This window comes from Halorussus limi (assembly GCF_023238205.1).
Lineage (GTDB): Archaea > Halobacteriota > Halobacteria > Halobacteriales > Haladaptataceae > Halorussus > Halorussus limi.
The window spans coordinates 2,383,502-2,400,835 of the sequence record NZ_CP096659.1 but is presented as its reverse complement, the minus strand read 5'-3'; the positions used below and the strand labels follow the sequence as shown (position 1 = coordinate 2,400,835).

20 protein-coding genes are annotated in these 17,334 nt (G+C 68.0%); 10 read left to right on the top strand and 10 right to left on the bottom strand.

Annotation, left to right across the window (positions count from 1 at the left end; all coding sequences use genetic code 11):
- The first annotated feature begins 56 nt into the window (after window positions 1-56).
- Complete coding sequence (locus M0R89_RS12440; RefSeq protein WP_248649408.1) at window positions 57-857, top strand: aldo/keto reductase; 801 nt, start codon at window positions 57-59, stop codon at window positions 855-857.
- Window positions 858-866: 9 nt separating this feature from the next.
- On the opposite strand, the gene M0R89_RS12435 is transcribed toward M0R89_RS12440, so the two are convergent.
- Together M0R89_RS12435 and M0R89_RS12430 are read right to left on the bottom strand one after the other, a co-directional pair.
- The gene (locus M0R89_RS12435; RefSeq protein ID WP_248649407.1) at window positions 867-1,541 is read right to left on the bottom strand and encodes a LysE family translocator; all 675 of its coding nucleotides are present in this window, start codon (window positions 1,539-1,541) and stop codon (window positions 867-869) included.
- Between the two features lie 44 nt (window positions 1,542-1,585).
- A complete protein-coding gene (locus M0R89_RS12430; protein ID WP_248652267.1) occupies window positions 1,586-2,302 on the bottom strand; it encodes a metal-dependent transcriptional regulator in 717 nt (238 codons plus the stop codon).
- A gap of 272 nt (window positions 2,303-2,574) precedes the next feature.
- Between M0R89_RS12430 and M0R89_RS12425 the strand changes: the two genes are divergently transcribed.
- Both M0R89_RS12425 and M0R89_RS23315 read left to right on the top strand, forming a co-directional pair.
- A complete protein-coding gene (locus M0R89_RS12425; RefSeq protein WP_248649406.1) occupies window positions 2,575-2,745 on the top strand; it encodes a hypothetical protein in 171 nt (56 codons plus the stop codon).
- Window positions 2,746-3,025: 280 nt separating this feature from the next.
- Window positions 3,026-3,151 (top strand): hypothetical protein, encoded by a 126-nt coding sequence (locus M0R89_RS23315; RefSeq protein ID WP_256468562.1) that lies wholly within the window; start codon window positions 3,026-3,028, stop codon window positions 3,149-3,151.
- Here the strand turns inward: M0R89_RS23315 and M0R89_RS12420 are convergent, their stop codons facing one another.
- Window positions 3,152-4,345 (bottom strand): threonine synthase, encoded by a 1,194-nt coding sequence (locus M0R89_RS12420; protein WP_248649405.1) that lies wholly within the window; start codon window positions 4,343-4,345, stop codon window positions 3,152-3,154.
- Between the two features lie 127 nt (window positions 4,346-4,472).
- Here M0R89_RS12420 and M0R89_RS12415 point away from each other — a divergent pair, with 127 nt between their 5' ends.
- Both M0R89_RS12415 and M0R89_RS12410 read left to right on the top strand, forming a co-directional pair.
- The gene (locus tag M0R89_RS12415) at window positions 4,473-5,567 is read left to right on the top strand and encodes a phosphotransferase family protein (RefSeq protein ID WP_248649404.1); all 1,095 of its coding nucleotides are present in this window, start codon (window positions 4,473-4,475) and stop codon (window positions 5,565-5,567) included.
- Window positions 5,568-5,833: 266 nt separating this feature from the next.
- Complete coding sequence (locus tag M0R89_RS12410) at window positions 5,834-6,055, top strand: hypothetical protein (protein ID WP_248649403.1); 222 nt, start codon at window positions 5,834-5,836, stop codon at window positions 6,053-6,055.
- A 15-nt stretch (window positions 6,056-6,070) separates the two neighbouring features.
- Here M0R89_RS12410 and M0R89_RS12405 read toward each other — a convergent pair whose 3' ends face one another.
- Window positions 6,071-6,706 carry a cupin domain-containing protein gene (locus M0R89_RS12405; RefSeq protein ID WP_248649402.1) on the bottom strand — a complete coding sequence of 212 codons (636 nt, stop codon included), beginning with the start codon at window positions 6,704-6,706 and terminating at the stop codon, window positions 6,071-6,073.
- A 163-nt stretch (window positions 6,707-6,869) separates the two neighbouring features.
- On the opposite strand from M0R89_RS12405, the gene M0R89_RS12400 reads away from it, so the two are divergent.
- Window positions 6,870-8,153, top strand: coding sequence for an MFS transporter (locus tag M0R89_RS12400; protein ID WP_248649401.1), 1,284 nt, complete (start codon window positions 6,870-6,872; stop codon window positions 8,151-8,153).
- A gap of 20 nt (window positions 8,154-8,173) precedes the next feature.
- Here M0R89_RS12400 and M0R89_RS12395 read toward each other — a convergent pair whose 3' ends face one another.
- The gene (locus tag M0R89_RS12395) at window positions 8,174-9,070 is read right to left on the bottom strand and encodes a hypothetical protein (protein ID WP_248649400.1); all 897 of its coding nucleotides are present in this window, start codon (window positions 9,068-9,070) and stop codon (window positions 8,174-8,176) included.
- 68 nt (window positions 9,071-9,138) lie between these two features.
- Window positions 9,139-9,915, bottom strand: coding sequence for an enoyl-CoA hydratase/isomerase family protein (locus M0R89_RS12390; RefSeq protein WP_248649399.1), 777 nt, complete (start codon window positions 9,913-9,915; stop codon window positions 9,139-9,141).
- A 239-nt stretch (window positions 9,916-10,154) separates the two neighbouring features.
- On the opposite strand from M0R89_RS12390, the gene M0R89_RS12385 reads away from it, so the two are divergent.
- Window positions 10,155-10,655 (top strand): DUF5797 family protein, encoded by a 501-nt coding sequence (locus M0R89_RS12385; protein WP_248649398.1) that lies wholly within the window; start codon window positions 10,155-10,157, stop codon window positions 10,653-10,655.
- A gap of 279 nt (window positions 10,656-10,934) precedes the next feature.
- Here M0R89_RS12385 and M0R89_RS12380 read toward each other — a convergent pair whose 3' ends face one another.
- Together M0R89_RS12380 and M0R89_RS12375 are read right to left on the bottom strand one after the other, a co-directional pair.
- The gene (locus tag M0R89_RS12380) at window positions 10,935-12,017 is read right to left on the bottom strand and encodes a DUF5787 family protein (protein ID WP_248649397.1); all 1,083 of its coding nucleotides are present in this window, start codon (window positions 12,015-12,017) and stop codon (window positions 10,935-10,937) included.
- A 130-nt stretch (window positions 12,018-12,147) separates the two neighbouring features.
- Complete coding sequence (locus M0R89_RS12375; protein WP_248649396.1) at window positions 12,148-12,582, bottom strand: bis(5'-nucleosyl)-tetraphosphatase; 435 nt, start codon at window positions 12,580-12,582, stop codon at window positions 12,148-12,150.
- A gap of 382 nt (window positions 12,583-12,964) precedes the next feature.
- Between M0R89_RS12375 and M0R89_RS12370 the strand changes: the two genes are divergently transcribed.
- Window positions 12,965-13,291, top strand: coding sequence for an uS10/mL48 family ribosomal protein (locus M0R89_RS12370; protein ID WP_248649395.1), 327 nt, complete (start codon window positions 12,965-12,967; stop codon window positions 13,289-13,291).
- A gap of 132 nt (window positions 13,292-13,423) precedes the next feature.
- Here M0R89_RS12370 and M0R89_RS12365 read toward each other — a convergent pair whose 3' ends face one another.
- Both M0R89_RS12365 and M0R89_RS12360 read right to left on the bottom strand, forming a co-directional pair.
- A complete protein-coding gene (locus M0R89_RS12365; RefSeq protein WP_248649394.1) occupies window positions 13,424-13,690 on the bottom strand; it encodes a DUF7513 family protein in 267 nt (88 codons plus the stop codon).
- On the bottom strand, window positions 13,687-15,270 hold the full coding sequence (locus tag M0R89_RS12360) for a Na+/H+ antiporter NhaC family protein (protein WP_248649393.1): 1,584 nt from the start codon (window positions 15,268-15,270) through the stop codon (window positions 13,687-13,689). Before M0R89_RS12360 ends, M0R89_RS12365 begins: the two co-directional genes overlap by 4 nt.
- Before the next feature lie 208 nt (window positions 15,271-15,478).
- Between M0R89_RS12360 and M0R89_RS12355 the strand changes: the two genes are divergently transcribed.
- Both M0R89_RS12355 and ddfA read left to right on the top strand, forming a co-directional pair.
- Entirely contained in the window at window positions 15,479-16,762 is a 1,284-nt protein-coding gene (locus M0R89_RS12355) for an amidohydrolase (RefSeq protein ID WP_248649392.1), read from the top strand.
- A gap of 121 nt (window positions 16,763-16,883) precedes the next feature.
- The gene (ddfA, locus tag M0R89_RS12350; RefSeq protein WP_248649391.1) at window positions 16,884-17,180 is read left to right on the top strand and encodes a DdfA family disk-determining factor; all 297 of its coding nucleotides are present in this window, start codon (window positions 16,884-16,886) and stop codon (window positions 17,178-17,180) included.
- Window positions 17,181-17,334 lie beyond the last annotated feature (154 nt).

Here is a 17,334-nt window from a genome sequence, read left to right as displayed (position 1 = left end):
TTACAGAAACGAGCGACCGGAAACAGCCTTGAGTCCGGCGCTCGACGGAACGACCGATGACCGAGACGCTCCCCGACATCGGCATCGGGACCTACGAGATCACCGACCCCGAGACGTGCGCCGCGAGCGTCGAGACCGCGCTGAACTGCGGGTACCGCCACGTCGACACCGCCGAGATGTACGACAACGAGGTCGCGGTCGGCGAGGGCATCGCCGCGGCCGACGCGGACCGCGACGACGTGTTCGTCTCGACGAAGATTCACTCGCGAAACCTCGGCTACGACGACGTGCTCGAACACGCCCGCGGGTGCTGTGACCGACTCGGCGTCGACTCGCTCGATCTCCTCTACGTCCACTGGCCGATTCGAACCTACGACCCCGACGAAACGCTCGCGGCGTTCGACCGACTCCACGACGAGGGCGTGATTCGCCACGTCGGCCTCTCGAACTTCACGCCGGACCTCCTCGAAGACGCGCTCGACCGCCTCGACGCGCCGCTGTTCGCTCACCAAGTCGAGTGCCACCCCCTGCTCCAGCAGGCGGAACTCCGGTCGCTCGCGCGGGAACGCGGCCACACGCTGGTCGCGTACTCGCCGCTGGCCAAGGGAACCGTGACCGAAGTGCCCGAACTCGTCGCCGTCGCCGACGAGAGGGACGCGACGCCCGCGCAAGTCAGTCTCGCGTGGCTTCTGTCGAAGGAGAACGTCGCCGTCATCCCGAAGGCCTCGTCGGAAGCCCACGTTCGGGAGAACTTCGAGGCCCGGAAACTGGACCTCACCGACGACGAGGTGGCGCGAATCGACGCCATCGAACGAGAGGCGCGGCAGGTCGACTTCGAGGCGGCCCCGTGGAACTGACCCTCGCGGTCACGCCAGAACCCCGGCCGCCTTCGAGAGAAACGAGAGGCCGGCCAGCGCGAGCACCGCCGCGCTCAGGTAGGCGACGACCGGCGCGAAGGCGTCCACGCGCCGCCCGACCGTGACCAGCGCGGCCGGGAAGCCGGTTATCCAGAGCGCGATACCGCCGAAGAACCCGACCACGATTATCGGACTCCCGGTCGAGACGGTCAGGCCGCCGAGCGCGTCGGGCGCGAACGTTCCGGGGTCGAGCAGGCCGACGCCCGCCGTGAGCCACCAGAGAATCTGGTAGGGGTTGGTCAGCGCCAGCACGAACGCCTTCCGGAAGCCCTTGCTGTCCTCGTCCTCCGCGAGTCCGCGCCCGTCGGTCGCGGCGTCGCCGCCGAACGCGGCGTTGGCGTCGCTCGCCGCGCCGTAGGCGAAGTAGAGCATCAGGAGGCCGCCGACGGCGAACAGCACCCGCTGGACGACCGGCACGTCGCGGACCACGGCGACGACGCCGAACAGCGCCAGCACGAAGAAGCAGGCGTCGGCCGACATCGCGCCGAGGCCCGCGCGCAACCCCGACCCCCACCCGCGGAGGACGCTCTCCTCGGCGATGATGGCGTTCATCGGACCCGGTGGGGCCGCCAGCGAGAGGCCGAGGGCGACGCCCGCGAGTCCGGAGACGACGGCGTTCGACATTCGATAGGGAGGTTCGTCGCGGACGAGAAAAAACTGTCTCTCCGTCAGGCCTCGACGCCTTCGCCGTTGTCGCCGTTCTCGGTCCCGCCGCTGCCGTCCGCGGGCCGGACCCGGATGGAGCGCGCGACGTTCTCGGGGAGACTCTGCTCGCGGTCGCCGTCGGCGTCGAACCGGACCGTCACCATCCCGAACGGGGCCACGTCCACGACGACGAGTTCGGTCTCGGGCGCGATGCCGGCGTCCGCGAGGTAGCGCAGTTCCTCCTCGTCGCGGTCGCTCACCCGCGCGACGACGAGTCTGTCGCCGGGGCCGTGGTCCGAGAGCGGGGCGGTGTCGTCGGCCTCGGGCGGCGTGAGGTCGGCGCTCGGAATGGGGTCGCCGTGGGGGTCCACCTCGGGGTCGCCCAGCGCCTCGGCGACGCGCTGTTCGAACTCCTCGCTGATGTGGTGTTCGAGCGTGTCGGCCTCCTCGTGGACTTCGCTCCACGAGTAGTCGAGGTGTTCGGTCAGGTAGGATTCGAGCAGGCGGTGGTGGCGCAGCACTTCGAGCGCCACGGTCTCGCCCTCGGCGGAGAGTTCGACCCCCTTGTACTTCTCGCGCTCGACCAGCCCTCTCTCTTCGAGTTTCTCGACCATGCTGGTCACGGTCGGGGGCGTCACGTCCAGATACTCGGCGATGGCGGAGGTGGCGACGGGACCCTCCTCGTCCTGCTGGAGGGCGTATATCGCTTTGAGGTAGTCTTCCATCACGTCGCTCAACATCACTTACACCGATTAGATTCGTCTAAAACTTATATTTGTCTCAGGCGGGCCCCGTACGCGTCGGCGGCGAGTCGAATCCCGCGCGCGAAACTCGGTTCGGGGACGATGTCGCCCTCGCGATTACGGAGTCCGTGTCGGCCGACAGGCACCGAAAACGGCGTCTCGCGCCGGCCGTACCCCGAGGCTACCGTGCGTTAGCGCGAGACCAACGCTCGGTTCACGGGCCGTTTAGACGGTTTATAACTAACTAACCGGGACACGTCGGAGGGGATATGTCGCGAGCAGCAACGAGTATCGAGTGTCCGAACTGCGACGACGGGGCCGTCGAGTTGGTCGCGGACGGCGGCGACTCCGACCCCCAGTTTCGGGACGCCGACCGCCTCACCGGAACGACGACGGACTGTAGCAGTTGCGGCGACGAGTTCGAAGTGTACTTCTACTGACGACGGTTCCCCGTTTTCTCCGGTTTCTGGTCTCCGCGTTCCCCGGTTTTCCAGTGCTTCGGTCTCTACGTTCCTCGGCCTCGCAGCCCTCAATCTCTACGTTCCTCGGCTCACGGTCCCCGTTCCTTCGGCCCGGACGTTCCACTTCCCATGCGCCCGATTCTCTCGCGTCCGGGCGGGCTTATCTCCGAGTAGTCGAGACGTATTCGCACGTAGACCGGCTGTACTCCCTCGTAGACGCCGAATAGTAATGTCCGGGTCCGGCGTAGCGACCGACAGGATGTCTGAGTCCGAGACGAGCGAACGTATCACCGCTCACTTCCACGAGGGGAGCCTCGAACTCCGGTCGAAGGAGTCGCCGGACGCGTGGATAATCGCCGAGGACCCCGTGAGCGTCGAACAGTAGCTAAACGCCCTTGCTCATCAGGTGACTGCGGAGGACGTCGTCGTCCTTGTTGCCCGCGCCGGTGTTGAGAAGGACGACAGTGTCGTCGTCGTCGAACTCGCCGCGGCGCGCGAGTTCCCACGCTCCGCTGGCGGCCGCCGCGCAGGTCGCGCCCATCTCCAGTCCCTCCTGCTGGGCGACCGCGACCGCGCTGTCGAGGATGTCCTCGTCGCTGGTCGCGACCGCGCCGCCGTCGCTCTCGCGGAGGGCGTCCAGAATCAGGGGACTCGCGCCGGGGTCGGGAATCTCGATGCCGCCGCAGATGGTGTCGGGGGTCTCCCAGACCTCGTGGACGTCTTTCCCTTCCTCGAACGCCTCCACGACGGGCGCACACCCCGACGACTGGGCCGCGTACATCGAGGGAATCTCGTCGGTCAGGCCCAGTTCCCGCAACTCCTTGGCGCCCTTGTGCATCCCGACGAGACCCACGCCGCCGCCGGTCGGGTAGACCACGGCGTCGGGCACCTCCCAGTCGTTCTGCTCGACCAGTTCGTAGAGCATCGTCTTCTTGCCCTCGTGGCGGTAGGGCGTCACGAACGTCTTGACCGAGTACCAGTCGTCGTGTTCCTCCATCGCGTCGGCGTAGGCCGCGCCCGCGTCGCCGATGCGCCCCTCTACCACGGTCATGTCGCCGCCGTGGACGTTGACCATCGCCTTGTTGGTGAACCCGGCCCGCGAGGGCAGGAAGACGTGCGACTGGAGGTCGGCGCGGGCGGCGTAGGCCGCGGCGGACTGCCCGGCGTTGCCCGCGGAGTTGAGCGCCACGTCGGTCGCGCCGTGCTGGACGGCCGCCGTAATCGCGGCGGTCTGGCCGCGGTCCTTGAACGTCCCGGTCGGGTTCCGGCCCTCGTCCTTGAACAGGACGCGGCCGACGCCCATCTCGTCGGCGAGTTTCGGGCACTCGACCAACTGGGTCGCGCCCTCGTCCATCGAGACGGCGGCCTCCCGGGGGAACGGCAGGAGTTCCTCGTAGCGCCACATCGAGTCGAACCGGCGGGATTCGAGGTCCTCGCGCGTCAGGTCGACGTCCTCGTAGTCGTACTCGGGGTCCAGAATCCCGCCGCACTCGGGACAGCGGTGGGTCGTCTCCTCGGCGTCGAACGTCTCGCCGCAGTCGACACACGTCAGGCCGACGAACGCGTCGGTGGTCTCCATGGTCGGCCGTTCGGAGTCGAGCGACAAATCCCTGCCCCTTCGCGGTAGGCGATTCGGGTCCGGAGTCGGTTGTCACCTCGTGTCAAACAGTCGGAAGAGATTTGCAATCCGTCCGACATCGACGAGTATGGTACGAGACGAGCGGTTGCCCGAACCCGACGCCGAGGCGGTCGCTGGGGCCGCGCGGGCCGCCTGCGGGCGCGCCGTCGCCGAGGTGACACCGGTCTCGAAGGGCATCAACGCCATCTACCGAATCGACTTCGCCGACGGCGACGCGGCCGTCCTCAAGGCCGCGACGTTCAACACCACCGCCGAACTCCGACCGGAACCGTACCTCCTCGAAACGCTCCGCGACGAGACCGCGCTTCCCCTCCCCGAGGTGCTGGCGATAGCCGAGGACGGCGGACCGCTGGGCGTCTTCCACTTTCTGCTCGACTACCGAGAGGGTCGCCAGATTCGGGACCTCGACGGACTCTCGTGGTCCGAGCGAGAGCGTCTGGTCCGCGCGGTCGGTCGCCACCTCGCGCGACTCCACGAGTTCCGACTCGCCGAGACCGGGGCGCCGGTAGCGGCCGACCTCGGCGCCGACGACTGCGGTCCGCTCCGGATGACCGACCCCGGAGACGGGGCGACTCCCACCTTCACGACCGGGGACGGCGTCGATTCGTGGGGCGAGGTGTTCGCGTCGCTGGCCGACCACCCCGTCTCGCTGGTCGAGCAAGTCCAGTGCGGCGACGACCCCGGCCGGTTCGCCGACCTCGTGCCCGAAATCGTCGCGGCGTTCGACGGCGTGGCCGACGACGTTCGGGACCCGGCGTCGCCGACGGTCCTCCACCGCGACTTCCACCTCGACAACCTCGTCCTCGCCCCGGAGGCGGACGCCGACGGTGGGGTCGGTATCCGTTCGGTACTGGACTTCGGCGACCCCTACGTCGGCGACTACCGATTGGACCTCGCGTTCGCGGAAGACGCCGTGGTTCGGGTCCAGTTGCCCACCGCCGACCGGGCGGCCGACCTCGCGGGACTGCTCCGGCGGAGTTACGCCCGCGAGCGAGGCATCGACCCGAGCGAAATCGTGACTCGGGAGTATCACTACTACCTGCTGGTCCAGCGGTGCCGGTGGATGGCCGTCGCGGTGGACTGGGACGCGTGCGACGACCCGGCGGCCGTCGAGCGCGCCTATCGGTCGTTCGTCCGGGAGCGACTGGCCGAAATCGAGTAGCGCACCGGGGAGAAGTATCGAGTAGAGCAATCTATACCTGTGTTTAAAGATGGAGTATATTTCCATAACTAGTGTATTGATTTCTCTACTGGGCCGCGAATACGCACCGCCGCGGCCGACCGGAGCGCCGAAACCGGCGGGCGAGACGGGGAACTCGCTCGATACCGGGGTACCCGTGACCGTGGTTCGGTACGGCGCTCCGTCGGCGTCTCCGAGAGCGCCGATAGTAGGACGTATTTAACACGTCTCCGTCTGTATCGAAGAACGTGACCCGAACCGAAGCCGTCGACGAGGCCGCCTTCTCCGGACTCGCTGGCGCGGCGCTCCTCGCCGGCGGGAGTTTCGTCGCCTCGAGCATCTTCGAAGCCGCTGGACCGTGGCTCGGCGCCGTCCCGGCGCTGCTGGTGTGGGGCGTGAGCGTCTACTACGCCGTGAAGCAGTTCGCCCACGGCATCTACACCGTCGTCGCGGACGCGAGTTCCCGGTAGCGGTCCGGCGAGCGGTCACGCCGTGAACGGAGTCTCGGCTTCGGCACTGCACTCGGGACAGCGCACGACCGTCTCGCTCCCCTCCCCGAGCGCGACCCGCATCTCGGCCCCGCAGTCGGGACACCCCCGCGGGACGTTCGCGGTTTCGCAGTCCGGGCAGTCGAGAGTCACTCCGTCCGGGCCCGCCTCGGGATGCAGGTAGCCGTGACCGCATTCGGGACAGTCGAGGGGAACTCGCACGTCGTCGCTGTCGCGGGGCGCTCCGAGCGCGAGCGCCACGAGGTCGGCGTCGCCACCGGAAGACTCGCTCCGCTCGGCCTCCGAGTCGTCCGAGCGTGGCTCGGAGACGGCGTTCCGCCCGGACTGGTACTCGCCGGGCGCGAACCGGACGGCCTCGCCCGCTCGGACCGCGACCTCGCCGGCGTCCTCGCGGTCCGGTCCGAGTCGCTCGAAGGTCGCCGTCCCGGCGAGGACGACGAACACCTCCTCTTGGTCGCCGTGGGCGTGGAGGCCGCTGGGGAACTCCTGCCCGGGCGGAATGCGGTAACGGTTGAGTGCGAGACCGGTCGCGTCGAGCGGGTCCGAGAGCCTTCGGGCCTCCCCGCCGCCGAGGTCCTCGGGTTCCGCGTCGGCGATGGCGGCTTTCTCCATAGTGGGACCTCGGCGACCGGCGATAAATCGTTTCGGTGGCGACCGGTCGGACCGCCTGTCCGCCGGGGCCCCGCGAACGCCCAGTAGACGCCCGCCGTCCCCGACGAGCAGGCCCGTCGCGGTGCCACAACCGTCTTGGCCGAACGGGGCGACGTTCCGACGAATGGCACTGCTCGGCACCGACCGGCGGGTGTTGACCCTCGCGTTCGCCCGCATGATAGACGCGGTCGGCAACTCGTTTCTGATCGTCGTCCTCCCGCAGTTCCTGGACGAAGTCGTCCTCGACGTGCCGGGCGGTGGCGGCCGACTCCTCGGCGTGGCGGTCGCTCAGTCGGTCCTCATCGGGGTCGCGCTCTCGCTGTTCGGCTTCCTCAACAGCTTCGGTCAGCCGTTCGCCGGTCGGCTCTCGGACCGGACCGGCAAGCGCAAGGCGTTCATCCTCGTGGGACTCGCGCTGCTCGGGGTCGCGAGCGGGGCCTACGTCTTCGCCGACAGTTACGCCGCGGTCCTCGGTCTCCGGATGTTACAGGGCGTCGGCGCGGCGCTGGCCATCCCCGCGACGGTCGCGCTGGTCAACGAACTCGCGACCGACGCGACCCGCGGGGGCAACTTCGGCGTGTTCAACACCTTCCGGCTGATAGGGTTCGGGTTCGGCCCGCTGGTGGCCGGATTCCTCGTCGAGTTGGGGCCGTACGCGACGCCCGCGGGGACCGTCTCCGGTTTCACGGCGGCGTTCGGCGTAGCGGCCCTCGGCGCGGCGACGAGTTTCGGCCTCGTCGCGGCGTTCGTCTCGGACCCCGAGCGGACGAAGGCCCGGGCGGGCGACGAACTCGGAGTCTCGGTCACCGACCCCGAGGACCGGGGCCTCGACCCCGTCTTCACCCTCGGTCTGGCGACGCTGTTCATGGCCATCGGCATCGGCCTGTTCGCCACCTTGGAACCGCAACTCTCCGAGCGTCTCCGGCAGGGGTCGGTCCTCTTCGGTCTGGAGTTCGCCGCGGTCGTCATCGCCAACGTCGTCTTTCAGGTGCCGGTCGGCCGGGCCAGCGACACCTACGGGCGACGGCCCTTCCTCGTCGCGGGGTTCGTCCTGTTGGTGCCCTCCCTGCTGGTGCAGGGGTTCGTGACGACGCCCGCCGGGATGGTCGCCGCCCGGTTCGTGCAGGGGGTCGCGGTGGCGATGGTGTTCGCGCCGTCGCTCGCGCTGGCGGGCGACTTGGCGAAGGAGGGCGAGTCGGGGACGAAGCTCTCCATTCTGACGATGGCGTTCGGCCTCGGGACCGCCATCGGCCCGCTCTCCTCGGGCTTTCTCGTGACCTTCGGGTTCGTCTGGCCCTTCGCGTTCGGCAGTGCGCTGGCGGCCGTGGGACTGGTGCTGGTCTACACGCAGGTCGAGGAGACGGTTCCGGAGGCCGAGGAAATCGCCGCGCCCGCGCCCCAAGACTGAGCGAGCGTCGGACGGGCGCGTCAGGCCACGAACCTGAGGAGTGCGAGACCGCCGCCGACCAGTAGCCACGCGAACACAAGCAGGTTCCCGGCCGACGTTCCGACCCACGCGAGAGCGAGCAGGCCCCCGACAGCCAACAGGAAGGCGCCGGCCGCGACGACCCGGTTCACCCGCCGGAAGAACCGGGCGCGCTCGGCGGTCTCGGGGTCGACGGGCGGAACGGCGGCGAGTCCCGTCTCGAAGGCCGACCGACCGCGTTCGACGACCCCGGTCGGAATCGCGTAGAAGCCCTGTATCGTCGTCCGGTCCTCGACGCCGGGCGCGACCGAGAGCCAGCAGACCGCGAACGGACCGACCGAGACCCGCCGCACCGACGCGAGCGCCCGGAGGTCCACCTCGCGCCACTCGCGGTACCGCGGCGTCGCGAGCGTCAGTTCGTCGGCGTCGAGTCGGCCCTCGGAACTCAGGAACTCGCCGAGCGCCGAGCAACCCGCGGCGAGGAGCAACGTCCCGAGCCACCGCGAGTCCTCCGAGAACGCCCCGGTCGCGCCGGACCCGAGCGCGACCAACGCCGTTCCGACGACGAGCGTAACCAGTAGCGGCCACCGCCACTGCTGGTCGCGAGTCCACGTCAGTAACGTGGCGCCGGGACCGCTCCGGGACCGGTCGGCCGCGGCCCGGACGACAGCGTAGCCCCAGACCACGCGACCGACGGCGAGGAGGGCGAACACGGCGAGGAGTCCCGGCGCCCACGGGTCGCCGGCGAGCGCCGCCGGAAGCGTCTCGGCGGCCACCGAGAACAGTATCGAGACGACCGCACCGCCGAGCAGCCCCTCGGCGAGGTAGAACAGGACTCGAACCGCCCGCGAGTCGGCCGGGCCGACCGACCACGAGAGGCTTCCCGGGGCGTCGGACATCCACTGAGTCAATGACGTTCGGCGGAAAAAGTATGGGCCGCGTATCGGGCGCTCGGCCCCTCTCCGCGCTACTCGAAGTCGGGCGCGCGGTCTTCGAGGAACGCCTCCATCCCCTCGCGCTGGTCGTGGGTGCCGAACAGGCCGCTCCAGAGGCGACGCTCGTAGCGCAGGCCCGCCTCCTGCCCGGTCTCGTGGGACTGGTTCAGCGCCTCCTTCGCGGCGGCGAGCGCGTAGGTCGGCTTGGCCGCGAGGTCGGCCGCGAGTTCGTGGACGTGGTCGTCGAGTTCGTCGCCGGCGACGATTTCGCCGACGAGTCCGTGTTCGCGGGCGTCTTGGGCGTCGATGCGCTCGCCGAAGAATATCAGGCGGCGCGCCATCTCGTCGCCGACGAGTCGGGGGAGGCGCTGAGTGCCGCCCCACCCGGGGATGATGCCGAGGTCGATTTCGGTCTGGCCGACGACGGCGTCCTCGCTAGCGACCCGGAGGTCGCAGGCCAGCGCCAGTTCGCACCCGCCGCCGAAGGCGTAGCCGTTGATGGCCGCGACGACGGGCGCAGGGAACCGCTCGATTCTGTCGGCGACCCGGTGGCCCAGTTCGGCGTAGGCCTGCGCCTCGGGGACCGAGAGGTCCTGCATGTAGCTGATGTCCGCGCCGGCGACGAAGGCGTCGTCGCCCGCGCCGGTGAGGACGAGCGCGCCGACTTCTTCGGACTCGGCCTCGTCGAGCGCCTCCTCGATGGCTTCGAGGGTGTCGACGTTGAGCGCGTTGAGTCGGTCGGGTCGGTCCACGGTCAGCGTCGCCACGTCGTCCTCGTAGTCGAGGCGGATGGTCTCCCAATCGGACATATCTCGGCAGACGACGGCCGCGGGAATAATGCTTGTGAGACCGACCGGTCTCGCGGTGGCGCTCGGGGGCGTCGCTCGCTGCCTCTCCGCCCGCACCGCCGGCGGATTCGCGACCGAAGAGCGAACGCGTCGCCGATGCGCGGGCCTCCCGTCGAGCGTTCCGGCCCAGCCCCGACGAGCGGCGAACCCGTTTCTTCCTTCCGGAAAGTGGAAATATCGCCGCGCCGTAGCGCCGACCGATGACTCTCTCGGAGGAGGCCCGCGAGCGACTCGCCGACCTCGTGGAGCTACAACCCACCAAGAACGCGGAACTACAGGAGCGATGGGGTCTCGAAAGCGGGAGCGAGGTCCACCAGTACCTCGAAAACGAACTCAAGGAGTACTACTACCGCGACGACAACAGCCTGATTCGGGCGAACCGGGAGGCCGCGGAACTCGTGGACGTGGAACCCGGCGTCGTGGACGACGAGGAGTCGGGCGCGCCCTCGGCCATCCGGGTGCCGAAACTCCAGCAGCAGGTGTTCTCTGTCGTGGCTGGTCCGGACGAGGACTCCGAGAGCGTGGTGTCGGTCCTCCAGAAGTTGCGCGCGGAGTTCGACGTGGACCCCGAGGCCGAGGACGTTCGGAGCGCGCTACAGGCGCTCCGGCGCAAGGGCGTCGTGGAAGTCGTCTACCGGACCGTGCCGACGTTCAAACTGACCGTCGAGCGCGACGAGGTCGACGTGTCGGTCTCGGACTGAGTCGGTCGAGACGAAAGAAAACGTCGCCTGAGACGGCGTCACTCCCCCGGACCGGTCGTCGGTTCCCGTATGATGCGACCGATGATGTCGCCGATGTCGGGCGCGCTTCTGTCGCCGTCTCGGTCGCTCTCGGGGAACGGCGGTTTCCTTGGCATTCACTCTCCCCACGTTACCCGTCCCCGCTCAGAGCAAAAGTCCTTGGTGTGCATTTCGTAACAGGTAGGGTCCTCTAAAACGGGTGTGCGCCGCGCTCCCGACGGCGTCGGGGTCGCTCCCCGACTACTCGGGGCGATTGCGCTCGCGCCGCTCCTCCAACAGCCGCCGAATCCCCTTTCCCGGCCCGCCCTCGATGGGCCACCCTCGCGTGCGCCACTGAGGCGGTTCGGGCGAGAACTCGGGGCACGACCCCGAGCACTCCGAACTGGTCTGGTGGCAGTCCTTCGCGGGGCAGAACGGCAGGAGCGTCCGGCCCTCCCTGCGCAACCGGAAGTGCCGGCAGTCAGGCCGCATGGTCTCGGCGTACGCGCGCCACCCCTTCTCGTAGGCGCGTTCGGCGATTTCGAGGCGCTTGTGGGCCTTCCACTCGGGGTCGGCGTACTCGAACTGGGCGGCGGAGCTACCGTACTCGGTCTCCTCGCCGCGTTCGCGAATCAGCGTCCCCGGCGCGTCCACGTCGAGGCTCCGGGGGAACCACTCGACGCTCGCTCGCGGGTCCGCGCCGCTCCGCGCCTCGCTGTCAAGCGTCAGGATGCCCGCCTCGACGGGCACGCTCTCCAGCAGGGCGGGTTCGACCCGGTCGCCGGTCGAGCGAGTGGCGACCCAGACCTCGTCGGCCAGCGAGAGCGCGACGTCGTACTCCAGTTGCGCGGCGAGGTCGCGGGCCGCGCTGGCGTCCAAGTCCGGTTTGTTCTCGACGGCGACGATGCGCTCGACCCAGTCGGGGTAGGCCCACTTCCGGCGAATCTCGATGCGGTTGTTCCGCTTTCGCGTCTCCAGAATCCCGCGGTCGTCGGCGCGGTGGATGGCCTCGCGGACGTAGCGCCACGGGTAGCCGGGGTCGGGGAGCGCTTCGCGGTAGTACTCCCACTCCGCCGGCGCGTGGGGTATCACGTCGAGCAGGTCCGAGTCGAGGCGCTCGCGGCCGAAGTTCGCGCGCCGGCGGAACCCCTCGGGGTCCACCTCCACGACGATGGTGTCCCACCGCCTGCGCTTGGTGCCGAGTTGCCGGGCGACGATGGCGGGCGTGGAGTCGGAGCGGTCGCTGTCGGCGTCGTCGTCCGCGCCGGGCGGCCACTCGCGCTCGGCCCACCGGCAGGTCCGCAACTCGAAGACGAACTCGGGGTCGGCGTCCGCGTCGCTCACGGTCGGCGTTCGGAGCGACGCGGCCTAAGTGATTCGGAACCCGAGCGGACCGTCGTCGAGCAGCGAAGCGGTCGCTCGACGCGCCCGAAAGAACGAGAACGATTCGGTGCGGTGATAACCGACGGCCGGACTACGCGTCGTCCCCCTCTTTCTCGTTGAGGAACTCGTGGGCGTCTTCGAGGATTTCGCGCGGGCCGTCCTGCGTGATGGTGTTGATGGCCTGGTCGTAGTCGCGCCACTGGTGGTCGCGGTGTTCGTGGGACAGTTCCGCGCTCGCCTCGTAGGACTTGGCGATGAACAGGTGGACCGTCTTGTGGATGGTGTTGCCGTTGGCCTCGAAGACGTAGTCGTAGTCGTCGCGGAAGCCGTCGAGGAGACGGAAGTCCTTGATTCCGGCCTCTTCTTTCACTTCGCGGATAGCTGTCTGCTGTAACTCTTCGTCCCCCTCTACGCCGCCCTTGGGGAACTCCCAGTCGCCCGGACGGGACTTGAGGAGGAGGTATTCCCGGCGACCGCGGGTATCCCGGTAGAGGATCGCACCCGCGCTCGTAGCTTCAACCGTCATTTACCGGAGTATAAACGGCCGTCGGTTAAGAGAATGTCGGAGAACCCGCGAGCGCCGACCCTGACTGGCCAGCCGGTGAAACCTGACTTCGGAAAGTCGCCATATCCGTCCGTAGAGGCGTTGAGTCGCCGTTCGGGCGGTGAGGTGAGTCCCCGAGACGGTCGGCTACAGGCGGAGTCGTTTACGGATGGAGGTCGCTGGAGAGTGAGTTCGATTGCAGAGCGGCGTCACTCGTGAGCGAGTTCGGTTCTAGAGCGGACTGTGCCGGACGAGGTCGGTCGCCGAACGCACTCGGAAATCGGCGCGGCCGACCCGGCCCGCGACGAGAACAGACGTTTTACGTACCTCGATGCTGAAGAACATCGACACCGAACCCCCAGCCATGACCTTCGTAACCAAAATCCGGCTTCAGAGCGGGAACCGCCCGGCTCTGGACCGCATCGTGGACGAGATTCGCTCGACAGCAGAACGAAAGGGCGCGGAACTCCGCGGGCCCCACTCCGCCCCGCCGGAACGACTCAGCGTCCCGCAGTACAAATCGACCGCTGGCGACGAACATCGACAGTTCCGGTCGTGGGACTACACGGTGTACACTCGCGAGATGGAAATCGTCGGCCACAACGAACTGGCGCGACAAGTGACCGAGTTCGACTTCCCGGACGGCGTCCACGTCGAGGCCGAACTGAAGCAGGTCGAGCAGATGGCCTAAGTTCTGGATTTCTGCCGGCGCGCCGAGAGAACGCGCAGCATCTCGAAGACTACACTTTTCGTTACTTGACCGCCAGAGTAGTGGTGTCGCCGGCGAACAACCGGTCGCACAGCGGAAAAATAGGCGTCGCGCTCAGAACGACGACTGGCCGACCGTCTCCAGATACGTCGCCGTTCCGCGGTGGTCGTTGTCGTCGAACTCCTCGACGCGGAGTCTGATGCGGGTGTCGAGCGCGTTTCCGGGCGCGCCTTCGACTCGGAGAATCGTGTCGCCGATGCGCGCGACGGGCGCGTCGCCGTCGTGGCCCGTCACGAACGCCGAAATCTCCTCGCCCGGTTCGAACTCGGGCTTGTTCGTCCGGAAGCCTAGACCGGCGAAGTACTTCTTTCGGAGGCTCATACGCGCGCCACCTCCTCGGACTCGCGGTCGGTGGTGTACTCCAGTCCGAACCCGGTCAGCGCCGAGACGACGAACACCCCGAACAGGAACCAGCCGTGGAAGACGAACGGCCAGACCTCCGCGGGATTGACCACGAATTCGCGGGTGAACCACTGGAAGTTCTCGGACCCGACCAGCGACTGAATCTGGACGTAGCCCACGAGGACGCCGCCCGCCCACGGGAAGATGTAGCCGAGCGCCGAGGTGTTGGCGTCGAGGATGTTCGCGCGCCGGTACCCGTTGACGTTGAACCGCTCGCCGATGCGCGCGACGTACGGCGCGATGGCGATTTCGGCGGCGGTGTTGATGGTTATCATCGCGTTGACCGACGCGGTGCCCAGCACCATCGTGGTCTCGGCGCGCCGGACGTTGGTGGCGACCCGTTCGAGCAGGAAGTTCTGAATCGCCTCGAAGCCGCCGCCCCGAATCATGATGCGCGCCCCGGCCACGATGAGTAGCGTGAGCACGATGAGCGGGAAGAAGCCCGCCGCGCCGGCGTAGAGGCTCCCGCCGACGCCGACCTGATCCGACCCGGCCGGAACCGTCGTCAGGAAGGGGAGCCACGAGAGCGACTCGGCCGCGGCGACGTTCTCGGGCGCGCGGAACACGAGCATCTTGGAGACCGACGCGAGGCCGAACGCGACGTTGGCGACCGCCGCGACGACGATGCCCCACGAGATGGCCTCCACGATGTGGCGGCCGCGGACCGCGGTGAAGATGACGACGCCGATGGAGACTAGGTGGACCAGACCGAGCGGTTCGGCCTGCTCGCCCAGCACGTTAGCGGCCCCCGCCACGTCGACGGTGGGCATCACCGACCCCGCCACGAGGTAGCTGACGAACGCGAGGACCGCGGCGACGATGGCGTACTTGAACCGGGACGCCACCACGCCGCCAATGTCGCTGTCCTGCGTCACCGCGCTCACGATGGTCGTGTCGCTGACCGGCGCGAGGTTGTCGCCGAACACCGCGCCCGACAGGATGGCTCCGAACAGCAGGACCGGGTTCGCGCCCACGAGCACGCCGGCGGGGAAGAACAGCCCCGAGAACGCGATGGTCGTCCCGTAACCCGTCCCGATGCCGGTCGCGAGCAGGGCCGCGAGGATGAAGGTGACCGCGGGGAACAGCGTCGGACCGACCGACAGGGCGTCGGCGGCCCACACGAGACCGCCGACGAACTGGCCGTCCTGAATCGTCTGGGCGAACATGCCCGCCCAGAGCCACGCCACGATGGCCGTCGCGGCCACGCGCTGGGTCATCCCCTCGAAGATGGTGTTGGCGTAGGTCGCCCAGTCGCCCTTGGCGAAGAACATGCCGACGATGAGCGAGACGAGCATCCCCGCGACGAGTCCGGTCGTGTCACTGATCCGGAGGAGTCCGGTCTGGAAGATGGCCCACGCGATGAACAGCGCGATGGGGATGGCGCTGGCCGCCGGGCCGCCGTAGAACTCGATGCGAGACTCGCTGCGTGCCTCTCTAGCGTCTGCCAATTCCTCTGCGACGTCTTCTTCTTTCGGTGGGTCGTCTCCCTTGTCAACCATACTCTCGCGGGAGTGTATTCATGCCGGGTACAAGAACCCACTCCTCCGGCGCCAGATACTGTCAACACACCGCCAACAGCGCTCTGATAGTTCTCCGGCGGCCGGTTAGTGTCAATTATCCCGGCAATCGGCTCCGTGCAGTCGCCCAGTAGCGTCCGGGGTTGCCGGGCCTCAAGCACTTAAGCCCCCGGCGTCCCTCCGCACGAACATGAGCCAACAGGCCGAACGCGACCGACTGGTAGAGATTCGACGCGACCTCCACCGACACCCCGAACCCGCGTGGCGCGAGTTCTACACGACCGCCAGAATCGTAGAAGAACTCGAACGCATCGGCGTGGACGACCTCTACGTCGGCCCTGACGCCATCGCCGAGGACGCTCGCATGGCCGTCCCCGACGACGAGGAACTGGACGAGTGGTACGAGCAGGCCCACGAGACGGGCGCGGACGAGGACGTACTCCGGCAACTGGAGGGTGGCTACACCGGCGCCGTCGCGGTCCTAGAACGCGGCGACGGCCCCACGGTCGGCCTCCGAGTGGACATCGACGGTCTGCTCCGGGAGGAATCGACCGACGACGACCACGAACCCGCCGCCGAGGGGTTCCGGTCTGAACACGAGGGCGCGATGCACGCCTGCGGCCACGACGCCCACGCGACCATCGGATTGGGCGTCGTCGAGGCCATCAAAGACAGCGACTTCGAGGGGACGCTCAAGGTGTTCTTCCAACCCGGCGAGGAGATGATAGCCGGCGGGAAGTCGATGGCCGAGAGCGACCACCTCGCCGACGTGGACTATCTGCTGGCGGCCCACGTCGGTCTCGACCACCCGACCGGCGAAGTCGTCGCGGGTCTCGACGGCTTCCTCGCGGTCAGCCACTTCCGGGCCGAGTTCTCGGGCGAACCCGCCCACGCGGGCGGGGAACCCAACGAGGGCGAGAACGCGGTGCAGGCGATGGCGACCGCGGTCCAGAACCTCTACGCTATTCCGCGTCACGAGGACGGTGCGACCCGCGTGAACGCGGGGCAGGTCGGCGGCGGCACCGCGACCAACATCATTCCCGAGGAGGCCTTCGTCGAGGGCGAGGTCCGCGGCGAGACGACCGAACTCAAAGATTACATGAAGGAGCGCGCCGAGCGCGTCCTCGAATCCGCGGCCGAGATGCACGGCTGTGAGGTCGATATTACGACCAACGGCGAGGCCCCGAGCGCCGAGAGCGACGAGGAACTCGTCTCGGTCGTCGGCGACGTGGCGGGCGAGACCGCCGGCGTCGAGAACGTGGTCCACCGCGACGAACTCGGCGGGAGCGAGGACGCGACCTATCTGATGCGGGCCGTCCAGCAGAACGGTGGGAAGGCGGCCTACGTCGGCGTCGGCACCGACCATCCGGGCGGCCACCACACCGCCACCTTCGACGTGGACGAGGACTCGCTCGCCGTCGGCATCGACGTACTCGCCGGAGCCATCCGAGACATCGCCGCGGACCGACCGTAATCTCAACGACCCCTGCGACGGTATTGACACCGAGACAACTTTTTCAAATTCGTTGCGGAGATTTTTTATGCTATGCTGCGGCAAGGTTGAGTAGCGCCTGCCGAACGGAGGAAGATGACATATGAGTGAAAACGTTATCGAGAACCCTAACGACACCCACGAAGTCACCGAGAGCGCGACCTACGACCGCGACGAACCCCTGAGCACCGCGGTCATCGAGGCGGTCGCAGACGCCGCGGACCTCGAACCCGCCGAACTCGGAACACCTCTCTACGACCAGATAGACCCCGACGCACTCGACAACCTATTTGGAGACCGACATAACGGGATACCACGCGGTAGCGGTCACGTCGTATTCACGCTCCTCGACTACGAAGTCACCGTCTACAGCGACGGCTACGTCGTCGTCCGCGAGTAGTTCGCTATTCAGCGCGACAGTACAGATTGCTCGACGCCCGGCGCACAGTACCGACCACTCGACGCCCGCCGTCGAGTATCGACCGCCCGGCCGACCGGCGCACGGACCGAGATTCCCGGAAAGGTCGTTCCGAAAACTCTAATCCCGAGGGATT